Source organism: Achromobacter deleyi, assembly GCF_902859705.1.
Lineage (GTDB): Bacteria > Pseudomonadota > Gammaproteobacteria > Burkholderiales > Burkholderiaceae_B > Achromobacter > Achromobacter deleyi.
On the sequence record NZ_CADIJO010000004.1, the window covers coordinates 240,788 to 253,904 of the forward strand.

Sequence of the window (13,117 nt, forward strand, 5' to 3'; positions counted from 1 at the left end):
GGGGGCGCTCTACTTTGTTGCGGCGCCCCGCGATGATGTGCTGCGGTGGAAAAGATGGTGCTAGTTCACGGGAAAATCCATGGGCAGGCCAACGTAGTTTTCGGCCAGTACGGCGCGTGCGGACGAGGATCTGGCCAGATAGTCCAGTTCCGCGTACTGCAGTCGTTTCTGGAATTGATCGGCGCCGGGGGCGGTATGCAGCAACGATGTCATCCACCACGAAAAGCGCTGCGCCCGCCATACCCGGGCCAATGCCGTAGCACTGTAGTTATCGAGCAGGGTGCGGGTGCTGTCCTTGTAGAACGGGATGAAGGCACGGGCCAGGATGCACACGTCCGATATGGCAAGATTCAGCCCCTTGGCGCCCGTGGGGGGAACGATATGGGCCGAATCCCCCGCCAGGAACAAGCGTCCGGACTGCATCGAATCGATCACGAAGCTGCGCATGCCGACGACTGTCTTGCTGAAGATCTCTCCTTCATTGGGCGCCCACCCGTCGTGGGTACGCAGCCGGGTGCGAAGTTCGGTCCAGATGCGAGCCTCGGGCCAATTTTCGGTCTTGTCTTGGGGATCACACTGCAGGTACATCCGCTGAACCCGGGGCGAGCGTGTGCTGACCAATGCGAAGCCACCGCCGCCGTGTGCATAGATGAGTTCGTCGGAGGATGGCGGCGCATGACACAGGATGCCGAGCCACGCATAGGGATAGACGTGTTCGTGGAACGTGGGATGGCTTGCCAGCACGGCCGGCCGGCATACGCCTTGAGAGCCATCGCAGCCCGCGATGAAATCGGCGTGGATGACCTGCGTGTTCCCGAGGCTGTCGCGGTACCGGACATAAGGCTTGTCCGAGTCGATATCGTGCACGCTGACTTCCGAGACTTCGAAGCGGATATCTCCGTCCGTGGCCAACCGCGCGGCAACCAGGTCTTTCAACACCTCGTGCTGGGGATACACCATGACGGTCTTGCCGCCGGTGAGTTCGGCAAAGTCGATCCGATGGTCGCGGCCGTCATAGCGCAGCACCGTACCGGCGTGTCGCAGCCCTTCGCGCTGCATGCGTTCGCCAACGCCGATCTCCGTCAGGAGGTCAATGGTTCCTTGTTCGAGAACGCCGGCTCTGATGGTCGCTTCCACGGCATCGCGCGCGCGTGTTTCGAGAACGATGGATTCGATGCCCTGCTGATGCAACATGTGCGACAGGGTCAGACCCGCCGGGCCTGCGCCGATGATTGCCACCTGGGTTCGCATAGGATTGTCTCGGTAAGCAGAATTAGAAGGGGTAGCTGCGCGTCGTCGTCTGCACCGAGATCCAGCGCAGGTCGGTGAAGGCGTCGATGCCCGCTTGGCCGCCGAAATGGCCGATGCCGCTATGCTTGACGCCGCCAAACGGCATTTGGGGTTCGTCGTGCACCGTCGGCGCATTGACATGGCAGATGCCAGATTCGATCCGTTTGGCGACTTCGATCGCTCGCCCTGCGTCGCGGCCGAACACTGCCGCGGCGAGCCCGTATTCGTTGTCGTTGGCGCAGGAGATGGCTGCTTCCACGCCGTCGACGCGGACGATGCCTTTGACCGGTCCAAAGGCTTCTTCGTGATAGATGCGCATGTCTGCCGTCACGTGATCCAGCAAGGTGGCCGGCATCAGGGTGCTGTCTGCCTTGCCGCCCGCCACGAGTTTGGCGCCCCGCTCCAGCGCATCATCGATCAACGCGTTGCAGCGCTGCACCGTGGTCATGTCCACGACGGAGCCCAGCACGACGTCGCCTTCGCGTGGATCGCCCAGCGACAGGGCCGCCGCGCGCGCCGCCAGCCGCGCGACGAAGGCGTCGGCGATGCGCGTATCGACGATCACGCGCTCGGTCGACATGCAGATCTGCCCGCTGTTGGCGAATGCGCCGAACACCGCCGCATTGACGGCCGCGTCCAGGTCGGCGTCATCCAGCACGATGAACGGCGCCTTGCCGCCCAGTTCCAGCACCACGGGCTTGAGATATTGGGCGCAAGTGGCGGCGATGCGCTTTCCGACCTGAGTCGAGCCGGTGAAATTGACTCGGCGCACGGCGGGATGGGCGACCATGGCTTGCACGACCGAGGCCGCGTCGGCCGGCGCATGGGTGATGAAATTGACGACGCCCCGGGGCAGGCCTGCCTCATGAAGCGCATCGATGACCAGTGCCTGTGTGGCGGGGCAGGTTTCACTACCTTTGAGCACCACTGTATTGCCGCAGGCCAGCGGCGTGGCGATCGCACGTACCGCAAGGATGACGGGCGCATTCCAGGGGGCGATGCCCAACACCACGCCCGCCGGCTGGCGCAATGCCATGGCAAGGCTGCCTGGCACATCCGAGGTGATGACTTCGCCGTTGATCCGGGTCGTCAGCGATGCGGCTTCGAGCAGCGTGTTGACACCCAACTGCACGTTGAAGTCAGACCAGCCGGCGGATGCGCCCGTTTCCGCTGCCATTGCCGTTGCCAGGTCAGCGGACTTGGCAGCGAGTGTTTGCGCGGCCTTGAGCAGCAGCGCTCGGCGTTCGCCCGGGCCGGTCCTGGACCAGGTCTTGAATGCCTTTTCGGCGGCCTCGACGGCGGCGACGGCATCCTCGGGGCGTGCCGCAGGGGCGCGGGAGGCGACGCTACCATCGAGCGGATTGCGGCGTTCGAAATGGGCGCCGTTGGCCGTCTGCGATTTTTCGCCGTTGATCAGCATGGATACTTGCATGGGGTTGTCTCCTTATTGATAGCGGGCTGGCCTCGCCGGGCGCCCTTGTTCTGGCGGTATGTGTCAGACCACGGGTACCTCGATCAGCACAGGTTCGCCGCTGGTCAGCGCCTCGGTCAGCGCGCTGCGCAGTCGGTGCGGATCGTCGATGCGCATGCCCCTGCATCCCATCCCCGCGGCCAGGGCAGGAAAATCCAGGCCTGGCAGTTCCGTGCCCTCGACCACGTCCCCGGCCGAAAAGCCGAACACGGGCGCAAAGTCCTGCAAGGCCGCATAGCGACCGTTGTTGAGAATAAGGAAGGTGATGGGCAGGTTGTGCTGCCGGGCCGACCAGAGCGCCTGCAGCGAATACATGCTCGAGCCGTCGCCAATCAGCGCGACCACCCGCTTTCCCGGCTTGCCCAACGCGACGCCCACCGCCGCGGGCATGCCGTAGCCCAGGCCGCCGCTATCCATGGTGTAGAAGGTTTCAGGCCGGACGTGAGGCAAGTGCATCTGCATGACGGGACGTGCGCTGGGCGCTTCTTCCACGACAATGTCGTCAGGGCCGCGCACCTCGGCCAGGGTTTGAAGGACGAACGCCGTGGTCATGGGCGTGTCAGGCGCCGCCGCGGGCCTGCAAGGCCGTGGCGCGGGCAAAGGCCTGGGCGCCGGGGCGGGCCTGGCCAGCAGGTCGCGCAGGCTCAAGCGCAGGCTGCCCACGGCGGTGGTGCCTACCGGCGTCCAGGCCGCGGTGTCAGGGTCTTCGGTCAGTTGGCACAGCGCCGCGCCTTCGGGAATGTGCGGGCCCGCGCCTTCGACGTGGTACGCGAACGCCGGTGCGCCAGCGACCAGAATGACATCGTGGCCGGCCAGCAGGCTGACGATCTTTTCACGCATCGCAGGAAGAAAGCCCGCGAACAGGCGATGGTCTTCGGGAAAACTGCAACGCCCCGACATCGGAGCCGCCCAGACGCGGGCATTGTGGGCTTGCGCCAGCGCGACGATATCGTCCCAGGCATTGTCGCGATCGACGGCCGCGCCGACGACGATGGCCGGGCGCTCGCTGGCATCAAGCATGGCGCCTATCTTGTCCAGGACCGATGGCTGGGGCCGCACAGCATCGCTGACCAGCCGTGGCGCCACCGGTTCCGCCGGTTGATCCCAGTCATCCACCGGCACCGACACCAGCACCGGCCCGCGCGGAGGCATCATGGCGATGTAGTACGCACGGGCGATGGCCAGCGGCACGTCCTGCGCCCGGGCAGGCTCGATGCTCCATTTCACGTACGGCTTGGGCAGCTCTGTGGCCTGGCTGGAGCACAGGAAAGGCTCGAACGGCAGAATGGCGCGCGCCTGCTGGCCCGCCACGATGACGAGCGGCGTGCGGTTCTTGTGCGCGGTGAACAGGTTGCCCATGGCGTTGCCCACGCCTGCGGCCGAATGCAGATTCACCAGGGCCGCGTTATGGGTGGCCTGGGCGTAGCCGTCGGCCATGCCGACCACTGTCGCTTCTTGCAGGCCCAGCACATATCGGAATTGCGCCGGGAAATCTCGGAACATCGGCAGTTCGGTCGACCCAGGGTTGGCGAACACCGAGGTCAGGTTGAACCGGCGCATCAGATCGAAGACGGCGTCGCGCACCGTGAAGGTCACTGCACCGGCATCGCAAGCCGTTGGCGAGGTTTGGAGATCAAGGGTTTCGATCATGATTTTCAGGAGAAGGCGGTCGGCTGATGGGCCGGCATGGCCTGAAATGGAAGACGGGGTTAGTGTCTCGGGGCGCGCCATTCTTGAGAATTGATATATCTGCACAAAGTCATTACGCTTTGGTATGACTTTCGATCTTCAGCAACTCGCGGCATTCAATGCCATCGCAGCAGCCGGAAGCCTGGGCCGGGCTGCGGACCAGCTCAGCGTGACGCAGCCCGCGTTGAGCCGTATCGTCCGGCGCCTGGAAGAACAGGTCGGCGCGCCCCTGTTCGAGCGTCACTCCAAAGGCATGCAACTGACCGATATCGGGCAGGCCTTGTTGCCGCACGCACGATTGCTGCAACGCGAGGCCCAAGCCGCGAAAGAAGAAATCCATGCCATGTTGGGTCTGGCCAAGGGCACCATCCGCGTCGGCGCGGTGGGCAGCATTGCCTGTCTGCTGTTACCGCTGGCCATCGACCGCGCCTGCCGCAAGTGGCCGAACCTGCGGGTAGAGGTGATCGAAGGCGTGTGGGATCGCCTGGCCGGCGCGCTGATATCGCGCGAGATCGATCTGGCATTGGGTGTGCTGGGAGAAGACAGCGACGACATCGTGGCCGTGCCCGACTGCCGCTGGGAGGACGTCAGCCATGTCGTGGCCGGCGTAAGCCACCCTCTGCGGGCGCGTGGCACACTGGCGCTGGCCGACACGCTGGATCACAAATGGGCCATCCTGCCCAAGGGCACCGGGCCGTTCAATCACATGACAAAGGTCTTTGCCGACCATGGGCTGCCGATGCCCAATGTGGTGGTCGAAACGCGCTCCATCACGGTGCTCAAGAGCCTGATCGCGCACTCGGACTTCCTGGGGTGGATGCCCGAGCCAATGTTCGACGCGGAACGGCGTGCCGGCTTGATCGACAGGCTGGACATTCCCGGCACCGCCGATACTCGTACGCTCACGGCGTTTCGGCGCAGCCAGGGCTTGCTGCCCGGGCCGGCGGTGAAGCTGTTGGACGAACTGCGGGTGCTGACGGCGAGGCCGTTGCAGGGTTAGGCGAGGATGCGCAGTCCCAGGATGGCGCTGATCCTCAGTGCTCTCTGAACTCGAAATCGTCCATGAGTTGGCGTAGTGCTGCGCTTGCGGAACTATCAGGGTCGATGTTCTGCTGTTGCTCGAAATAGAACTCGATGAGATGGAACTCATCGTCATTCCTGATCTTCCCGCGCGCGATGATCGCATCAAGCTCGCTCTCGTCCTGCTCGTAAAAATCAGGGAAGGTAGCGATGACCATCCCTCGGTACGCGAGATTGAACGCACGGCGATCTTTTGGTGGGATAGCGCGCAAGAAAATGGGCAGGCTTTCCCGCAATGACAGCATGACGTTACCGGTCAATGTCGCGACAGACAGCTGGCCCGCGTCCATCTCTTGAATCCACAGGTCGCAGTGCTTGTTCCAGTGGTCTCGGAATGCCGTAATGACGGGGTCTTTCTGTGATGCCAATAAGTAGACGATCTCGTCTTGCACGCTGATGGCCCTCAAGGCCGCGGCTCTTTTCGAGGACGGTCGCGTCATAGTCTGGTGATGAGCCCTATGTTCAGATGGACCGACCTCTGCAGGCTGCTCTGCATCACGCCGGAAACACGCATTGTGCGTGTCGGCGGGGCTCATCGACTGTAGGAAAAATCGGCAAATACGGCTTTCTGTTGCGCTATTTGCCAATGCAGAAGCTTGAAAAGATCTCCCCCAGCAGATCGTCGCTGGTGAATTTTCCGGTGATGCTCGACAGGCTGTCATGCGCCAGCCGCAATTCTTCTGCGAACAGGTCCAGCACCCGGTCGTCCTGTTCCGCGTGTTCTGCGGCCAGGGCCAGGTGTTCCGCGGCGTCTTGCAGGGCGTGCAGGTGACGTTCGCGGGCCAGCCAGGGCGATTCGGCGCCGGGGTTCCAGCCGGCGATCTGCAGCAGTTCGGCGCGCAGCGCGTCCAGGCCGGCGCCGCGCTTGGCAGAGATGCCAAGTTCGCCCGGGCCGGGCGCGAAGGCTGTGGATAACAGGTCGACCTTGTTGAACACCTTCAGCACCGGTGTGCGCGGCGGCAGGCGGGCGGTGATCTGGGCGTCGAGTTCGTCGCCGGGGGCGGTGGCGTCCTGCAGGTGCAGGATGACATCGGCGCGTTCGATTTCCTGCCAGGTGCGGGCGATGCCGATGCTTTCGACGGTGTCGTCGGTCTCGCGCAGGCCGGCGGTGTCGACGATGTGCAGCGGCACGCCGTCGATATGGATCTGTTGCACCACTTTGTCGCGCGTGGTGCCGGCAATGGGCGTGACGATGGCAATATCGTCGCCGGCCAGGGCGTTGAGCAGGCTGGACTTGCCCACGTTGGGCTGGCCGGCCAGCACCACGTGCAGGCCTTCGCGCAGGATGACGCCCTGACGGGCCTGGGCGATCAGGCGGTTCAGGTCGTCGGCCAGCTTTTCCAGGGTGGGCCGGGCCTGGTATTTCTCGAGGAAGTCGATTTCTTCTTCTGGGAAATCCAGCGTGGCCTCGACCAGCATGCGCAGGTGGATGATGCGGTCGGACAGATCGTTGACGTGGGCCGAGAATTCGCCGGACAGCGAGGCCATGGCGCCGCGGGCAGCCGCTACCGACGAGGCTTCGATCAGATCGGCAACGGCTTCGGCCTGGGCCAGGTCCATGCGGTCATTGAGGAACGCGCGGCGCGTGAATTCACCGGGCTCGGCCAGGCGCGCGCCCAGGTCGCGGCCCGCGGCCAGGCAGCTTTCCAGCACGCGGCGCAGCACGGCCGGGCCGCCGTGGCCCTGCAGTTCCAGCACGTCTTCGCCGGTATACGAGTGCGGCGCACGAAAGTACAGCGCGATGCCTTCGTCGAGGAGTTCGCCGTCCTGCGATTTGAACGGCAGGTAATGGGCGTGGCGCGGCGTGAGGTCGCGCTGGAACAGGCGGCGCACCAATTCGGACAGGTCCGCACCAGAAACGCGCACGACGCCGATGCCGCCTCTTCCGGGGGCGGTTGCAATGGCGGCGATGGGGGCGTGGACAGACATATCAGGGACAAGGCTAAGCGAGAACAATAGGGGAATATAACTGTTGCGCGGCGGCTTGTTTGCTGGTTATGGTGGCCCCGAGGTTTAAAACCCAAAACAGCTCAGGGAGATCACGATGGCATATCGGTTTTCGCGTGCGTTGGCCTGTGGTTCGGCCGCGGTAATGCTGGCTTTCGGCACCTTCAGTTCGGCGCTGGCGCGCGATCTGGTGATTGCCCTGAAAACTGAGCCGTCGTCGATGGATCCGCAGTACCACGCCCTGACGCCGAATACGCAGATATCCCAGACCATCTTCGATACGCTGGTCGCGACCGACGCCCAGCTCAAGCCCGTGCCGGCGCTGGCCGAATCCTGGACCGTGGACGGCAAGGTGTGGACGTTCAAGCTGCGCCCCGGGGTGAAATTCTCGGATGGCACGCCGTTCACCGCCGAAGACGTGGTGTTCACGTATGACCGCGTACCCAAGGTGCCGAACAGCCCGTCGCCATTCACGCTGTATCTGGGGTCTGTCGCCAAGACGGAAGCCGTGGATCCGATGACGCTGCGTGTGACCACCAAAGAAGTCGCGCCCAACCTGCTCGTGAACCTGGCGCAATTGCCGATCATGTCCAAGAAAGCCGCATCGGGCCCTGCAGCCGAAGGCAAGACGACGACGGAACTCAACAGCGGCGATGGCCTGGTGGGCACCGGCCCGTACAAGTTCGTGTCGTGGAAGCGCGGCGCGGAATTCGTGCTGGCGCGCAATGACAATTACTGGGGCAAGAAACCGACCTGGGACAAGGTGATCTACCGCCCGATCAGCAATGCCGCGGCGCGCGTGGCCGCCCTGTTGGCCGGGGACGTCGACATGATCGAGGATCCCCCCACCGATGACCTGCCCAAGCTGAAGGGCGACAAGAAGCTGTACGTCGAAGAGACGCCGTCGGTGCGCGTGGTGTACGTGGCGCTGGATCAATACGCCGAGCCCTCGCCCGGCATCCAGGGCACCGAAAAGAATCCGATGAAGGACAAGCGCGTGCGTGAAGCGCTGTCCCTGGCGATCAACCGCGATGCGCTGGTGGAACGCGTGATGGGGGGCGTGGCATTGCCAGCCGGCAACCTGCTGCCCTACCCCATGTTCGGATCCAGCAAGGAACATTCCAAGGCGCCCAAGGCTGACGTCGAAAAGGCGAAAGCGCTGCTGAAGGAAGCGGGTTATCCCAACGGCTTCTCTATCACGCTGGGCTCGCCGTCGGGCCGCTACGTCAACGATTCGAAGGTGGCGCAGGCCATCGCGTCGATGTGGACGCGTATCGGCGTGAAGACCAGCGTGGATGCGATGGCGCCGCCGGTGTTCTTCAAGAACCGCGACAGCTATGCGTTCTCGGCCTATCTGGCGGGCTGGTCGGTGACCAGCGGCGAGATGTCCAATGCGTTGACGTCGTTGCTGGTGACGCGCAATCCCGAGGCGGGCCTGGGCACCACCAACCGCAGCCGCTATTCGAACCCCAAGATGGACGAGCTGGTGAAGGAAGCCTCGTCCACCATGGATGATGCCAAGCGTGCCGAACTGCTGTCGCAGGCCAGCAATATCGCCATGGACGACTACGCGATGCTGCCGGTGCACTTCGAACTGTCGGTGTGGGCGATGAAGAACGACATCCGTTACCAAGGCCGTCCTGACCAGGTGACGCTGGCGCAGTTCGCGACGTTGAAGAAGTAATGCGGTCGTTGGGCAGGTTCCCGTGCTAGCGACAATCGTACGAAGGCTGCTGCAAACCATCGTCGTCATGCTGGTGATGTCGGCGTTGGTCTTCGCCGGCATCTACATGGTGGGCGATCCGGTATCGATGCTGGCCAGTCCGGAGGCCACCGAAGCGCAACGCGCCGCGATACGCGCATCGCTGGGCCTGGACCTGCCGCTCTGGCGGCAGTACCTGATCTTCATGGGCCAGGCGGTGCGCGGCGATTTCGGCAATAGCTTCCTGACTGGCGAGCCGGCCATGCACTTGATTCTCGAGCGCATGCCGGCCACCGTCGAGCTGGCCTGTGTGGCCATGCTGCTGTCGGTGCTGATTGGCGTGCCGCTGGGCATCCTGGCCGGGCTCAAGCCCAAGGCGGCGGGCTCACGCGCCATCATGACGGGTTCGGTGCTGGGCTTTTCCTTGCCCAACTTCTGGGTCGGCCTGATGCTGATCATGGTGTTCGCCGTGATGCTGGGCTGGGTGCCGGCCGGCGGTCGCGGGCAGACGGTCAGCATCGGGTCATTGCAACTGAGCGTGCTGACGCTGAACGGCTGGTTGAGCCTGGCGCTGCCGGCGGCCACCATCGCATTTGCCAAGTGCGCCATGATCATCCGCGTGACGCGGGCGGCCACGCGCGAGGCGCTGCCGATGGACTACATCAAGTTCGCGCGCGCCAAGGGGCTGTCGGAAAAGCGCGTGCTGGGCGTGCACCTGCTCAAGAACATCCTGATTCCCGTGGTGACGGTGGCAGGCCTGGAATTCGGCCAGGTGATGGCGTTTGCCGTGGTGACCGAGACCGTCTTTTCGTGGCCGGGCATGGGCAAGCTGCTGATCGACTCCATCATCAACCTGGACCGCCCGGTGGTAGTGGCGTATCTGCTGTTGATCGTGTTTTTCCTTGTCATGCTGAACCTCGTGGTGGACATCATCTATACGGTGCTGGACCCCCGCGTACGCCTGGATAGCCGCCGATGAATACGCCCGCGACCGCAAGCGCGCCGCCCGCCGCGGCCAAGGAGCAGACGCCCTGGCGCCGCTTCGTGGCGGATTTCTTTGCCAGCAAGCTGGCCACGCTGGGTCTGGTGATGCTGGTGGTGATCGTCGGCGCAGCGCTGCTGGCGCCGTGGATCGCGCCGCAGAATCCGTACGACCTGGCGTCGCTGGACATCATGGACTCCAAGCTCAAGCCCGGCAGCGAGAGCGGCGATGGCGCCATGCGCTATTGGCTGGGCACGGATGGCCAGGCGCGCGATCTGTTGTCGGCCATTCTGTATGGCATGCGCACCAGCCTGATGGTGGCAACGGTGTCGGTGCTGGCAGCCTTCGGTATCGGCGCCACGGTGGGGCTGATCGCCGCGTACTTTGGCGGCCGCATCGACGCGCTGCTGATGCGGATTGTGGATATCCAGCTGTCGTTTCCTGCGATCCTGGTGGCGTTGATGCTGCTGGCGATTCTGGGCAAGGGTGTGGATAAGGTGATCATCGCGCTGATCGTGGTGCAGTGGGCTTATTTTGCCCGCGCGGCCCGCGGCGCGGCGCTGGTCGAGCGCGGCAAGGAATACGTCGAGGCGGCGCGCTGCATGTCGCTCTCGTGGGGACGGGTGCTGTTTCGCCACGTGTTGCCCAACTGTATGCCGCCGCTCATCGTGATCGCCACGATCGACCTGGCGCACGCCATCGCGCTGGAAGCCACGCTGTCGTTCCTGGGGGTGGGCGTGCCGGTGACCGAGCCGTCGTTGGGCATGCTGATCTACAACGGCTTCGAATACCTGCTGTCGGGCCAATACTGGATTTCGTTCTTTCCCGGCATTGCGCTGGCGCTGGCTATCATCGCCATCAACCTGGTGGGTGACCACCTGCGCGATGTGCTCAACCCGCGCCACGCGAATTGAGGGCGGACGCGATGCAGACCCAAGCTGTGGAAAAGCCGCTGGCCACGCCAGGCCCCGTGCTGCAAGTGCACGGACTGAAGACGCACTTCTTCACGCGCAACGGCGTGGTGAAGGCGGTGGATGGCGTCGACCTGACCTTGGCCGAAGGCGAGATTCTGGGGCTGGTGGGCGAGTCGGGGTCGGGCAAGAGCATCACGGGATTTTCGTTGATGGGCCTGCTGGACGAACCGGGCCGCATCGTCGACGGTGAATTGCGCTTGAATGGCGAAGACCTGCGCGGCGCATCGCCCGCGCGCTGGCGCCAGTTGCGCGGGCAGGAGATCGCCATGATCTTCCAGGACCCGATGATGACGCTGAACCCGGTGCTGCGCGTCGATACGCAGATGATCGAGGCGGTGCAGGCGCATCATAAGGTGTCGCGCGACCAAGCGCGCGACCGGGCGTTGCAGACGCTGACGATGGTCGGCATTCCGTCGCCGCAGGAACGGCTGCGTGCGTATCCGCACCAGTTGTCCGGCGGCATGCGCCAGCGCGTGGCGATCGCGATCGCGCTGCTGAATTCGCCGCGCTTGATCATTGCCGACGAGCCCACCACGGCGCTGGATGTGACCATCCAGGGGCAGATTCTGTTCGAAGTGCAGAAGCTGTGCCGCGAGACCGGCACGGGCCTGATCTGGATCACGCATGATCTGGCGGTGGTGGCGGGCCTGGCCGACCGCGTGTCGGTGATGTATGCCGGCCGCGTCGTGGAAACCGGCAGCACGCAGGACGTGATCAGCCACCCCATGCACCCGTATACGCATGGCCTGATCGCGTCGATTCCCACGCCTGAATCGCGTGGCCGTCCGCTGGTGCCGATTCCCGGCATGACGCCGTCGCTGCTCAACCTGCCGCAAGGCTGTGCGTTTCGCGGGCGGTGTCCGCGCGCGACCGACGCCTGTCTGGTCGAGCCGCAACCCGTGGAAGTCCGCCCGGCGCAATGGGTGCGCTGCTGGCATGCCGGAGACCCTGACATCAAATGAGCGCAGCAGAACGCGGCGCCGCCGCCCCCATCCTGTCCCTGCGCGGTGTGGAATTGCGATTCACGCAGCCCGTGGACCTGGCCGGCCGCATCGCCAACCTGTTGGGGGCGGGCCTGAAGACGCAGGTCGTGCACGCGGTGGCCGGCGTCGACCTGAACGTGCAGCCGGGCGAAGTCATCGGCATCGTTGGCGAATCGGGTTGCGGCAAGTCGACGCTGGGCCGCATCGTGTCCGGCATCTTGCCGCCCTCTTCCGGCGAAGTGCACTACCAGGGCCAGGCCGTGAAGGCCATGGCGGGGCCGGCACGACGCGCCTACGAGCTGGGCGTGCAGATGATCTTCCAGGACCCGTATGCCTCGCTCAATCCGCGCATGCGGGTGCGCGAGATCATCGGCGAGGCGCCGGTGGCGCATGGTTTGATACGGGCCCGCGACAAGGCCGAGTACGTGGCAGGCCTGATGCGCCAGGTCGGGTTGGACCCAAGCTTTGCGCAGCGCTATCCGCATCAATTCTCGGGTGGCCAGCGCCAGCGCATCGGCATCGCGCGGGCATTGGCGCTCAAGCCGTCGGTGATCGTCTGCGACGAGGCCGTGGCTGCGCTGGATGTGTCCATCCAGGCGCAGGTGCTGAACCTGTTCGAGCAACTGCGCGACGACTTGGACCTGACCTACCTGTTCATCAGCCACAACCTGAGCGTGGTCAGCCATATTTCGGATCGCGTGGCCATCATGTACCTGGGGCGCGTGGTCGAGCTGGCGCCCACCGACATGGTGTTCCAGCGTGCCAACCATCCGTACACGCAGGCGTTGCTGAAAGAGCTGCCCACGTTGACGCCGGGGCGTCGCAGTTACCAGCCCATCAAGGGCGAGTTGCCGTCGCCGCTGGACCCGCCCAGCGGCTGTGCGTTTCACCCGCGTTGTCCACAGGCGATGGCGCGCTGCAAGACCGAGCGGCCGCTGCTGCGCGAGATTGCGCCAGGGCAATTCAGCGCCTGCCATCTGAACGATGCGGCCTGACCCT

Annotated in this window: 11 protein-coding genes; 6 read left to right on the forward strand and 5 right to left on the reverse strand. The window is 64.4% G+C overall.

The features are described from left to right. Positions 1–60: 60 nt before the first annotated feature. From HV798_RS08250 to mdlC, 3 genes are all read right to left on the reverse strand, one after another. Positions 61–1,251, reverse strand: coding sequence for a 4-hydroxybenzoate 3-monooxygenase (locus tag HV798_RS08250; RefSeq protein ID WP_175192313.1), 1,191 nt, complete (start codon positions 1,249–1,251; stop codon positions 61–63). A gap of 22 nt (positions 1,252–1,273) precedes the next feature. Continuing rightward, on the reverse strand, positions 1,274–2,722 hold the full coding sequence (locus HV798_RS08255; RefSeq protein WP_175192312.1) for an aldehyde dehydrogenase: 1,449 nt from the start codon (positions 2,720–2,722) through the stop codon (positions 1,274–1,276). Positions 2,723–2,785: 63 nt separating this feature from the next. After that, the gene (gene mdlC, locus HV798_RS08260; RefSeq protein ID WP_175192311.1) at positions 2,786–4,411 is read right to left on the reverse strand and encodes a benzoylformate decarboxylase; all 1,626 of its coding nucleotides are present in this window, start codon (positions 4,409–4,411) and stop codon (positions 2,786–2,788) included. 124 nt (positions 4,412–4,535) lie between these two features. Here mdlC and HV798_RS08265 point away from each other — a divergent pair, with 124 nt between their 5' ends. Continuing rightward, complete coding sequence (locus tag HV798_RS08265; protein ID WP_175216349.1) at positions 4,536–5,450, forward strand: LysR substrate-binding domain-containing protein; 915 nt, start codon at positions 4,536–4,538, stop codon at positions 5,448–5,450. Between the two features lie 34 nt (positions 5,451–5,484). On the opposite strand, the gene HV798_RS08270 is transcribed toward HV798_RS08265, so the two are convergent. Both HV798_RS08270 and mnmE read right to left on the reverse strand, forming a co-directional pair. After that, on the reverse strand, positions 5,485–5,922 hold the full coding sequence (locus tag HV798_RS08270; protein WP_175192309.1) for a hypothetical protein: 438 nt from the start codon (positions 5,920–5,922) through the stop codon (positions 5,485–5,487). A gap of 184 nt (positions 5,923–6,106) precedes the next feature. Then, positions 6,107–7,459 carry a tRNA uridine-5-carboxymethylaminomethyl(34) synthesis GTPase MnmE gene (mnmE, locus tag HV798_RS08275; protein ID WP_175192308.1) on the reverse strand — a complete coding sequence of 451 codons (1,353 nt, stop codon included), beginning with the start codon at positions 7,457–7,459 and terminating at the stop codon, positions 6,107–6,109. 115 nt (positions 7,460–7,574) lie between these two features. Between mnmE and HV798_RS08280 the strand changes: the two genes are divergently transcribed. Genes HV798_RS08280 through HV798_RS08300 form a run of 5 tightly spaced genes read left to right on the forward strand, consistent with a single transcriptional unit; the run spans position 7,575 to position 13,113 of the window. Beyond that, on the forward strand, positions 7,575–9,161 hold the full coding sequence (locus HV798_RS08280; RefSeq protein ID WP_175192307.1) for an ABC transporter substrate-binding protein: 1,587 nt from the start codon (positions 7,575–7,577) through the stop codon (positions 9,159–9,161). Positions 9,162–9,183: 22 nt separating this feature from the next. Next, positions 9,184–10,158, forward strand: a complete 975-nt coding sequence (locus HV798_RS08285; RefSeq protein ID WP_175192306.1) for an ABC transporter permease — start codon at positions 9,184–9,186, stop codon at positions 10,156–10,158. Further along, positions 10,155–11,075 (forward strand): ABC transporter permease, encoded by a 921-nt coding sequence (locus HV798_RS08290; protein ID WP_025140395.1) that lies wholly within the window; start codon positions 10,155–10,157, stop codon positions 11,073–11,075. Before HV798_RS08285 ends, HV798_RS08290 begins: the two co-directional genes overlap by 4 nt. A gap of 11 nt (positions 11,076–11,086) precedes the next feature. Next, positions 11,087–12,097, forward strand: a complete 1,011-nt coding sequence (locus tag HV798_RS08295; protein WP_025140396.1) for an ABC transporter ATP-binding protein — start codon at positions 11,087–11,089, stop codon at positions 12,095–12,097. Then, positions 12,094–13,113 (forward strand): ABC transporter ATP-binding protein, encoded by a 1,020-nt coding sequence (locus HV798_RS08300; protein WP_175192305.1) that lies wholly within the window; start codon positions 12,094–12,096, stop codon positions 13,111–13,113. Before HV798_RS08295 ends, HV798_RS08300 begins: the two co-directional genes overlap by 4 nt. Positions 13,114–13,117 lie beyond the last annotated feature (4 nt).

What these genes read in the sequence shown, in the direction of transcription:
- HV798_RS08250 (WP_175192313.1), bottom strand. Translation starts at nt 1,251, where the DNA reads ATGCGAACCCAGGTGGCAATCATCGGCGCAGGCCCGGCGGGTCTGACC.
- HV798_RS08255 (WP_175192312.1), bottom strand. Translation starts at nt 2,722, where the DNA reads ATGCAAGTATCCATGCTGATCAACGGCGAAAAATCGCAGACGGCCAAC.
- mdlC (WP_175192311.1), bottom strand. Translation starts at nt 4,411, where the DNA reads ATGATCGAAACCCTTGATCTCCAAACCTCGCCAACGGCTTGCGATGCC.
- HV798_RS08265 (WP_175216349.1), top strand. Translation starts at nt 4,536, where the DNA reads ATGACTTTCGATCTTCAGCAACTCGCGGCATTCAATGCCATCGCAGCA.
- mnmE (WP_175192308.1), bottom strand. Translation starts at nt 7,459, where the DNA reads ATGTCTGTCCACGCCCCCATCGCCGCCATTGCAACCGCCCCCGGAAGA.
- HV798_RS08280 (WP_175192307.1), top strand. Translation starts at nt 7,575, where the DNA reads ATGGCATATCGGTTTTCGCGTGCGTTGGCCTGTGGTTCGGCCGCGGTA.
- HV798_RS08290 (WP_025140395.1), top strand. Translation starts at nt 10,155, where the DNA reads ATGAATACGCCCGCGACCGCAAGCGCGCCGCCCGCCGCGGCCAAGGAG.
- HV798_RS08295 (WP_025140396.1), top strand. Translation starts at nt 11,087, where the DNA reads ATGCAGACCCAAGCTGTGGAAAAGCCGCTGGCCACGCCAGGCCCCGTG.
- HV798_RS08300 (WP_175192305.1), top strand. Translation starts at nt 12,094, where the DNA reads ATGAGCGCAGCAGAACGCGGCGCCGCCGCCCCCATCCTGTCCCTGCGC.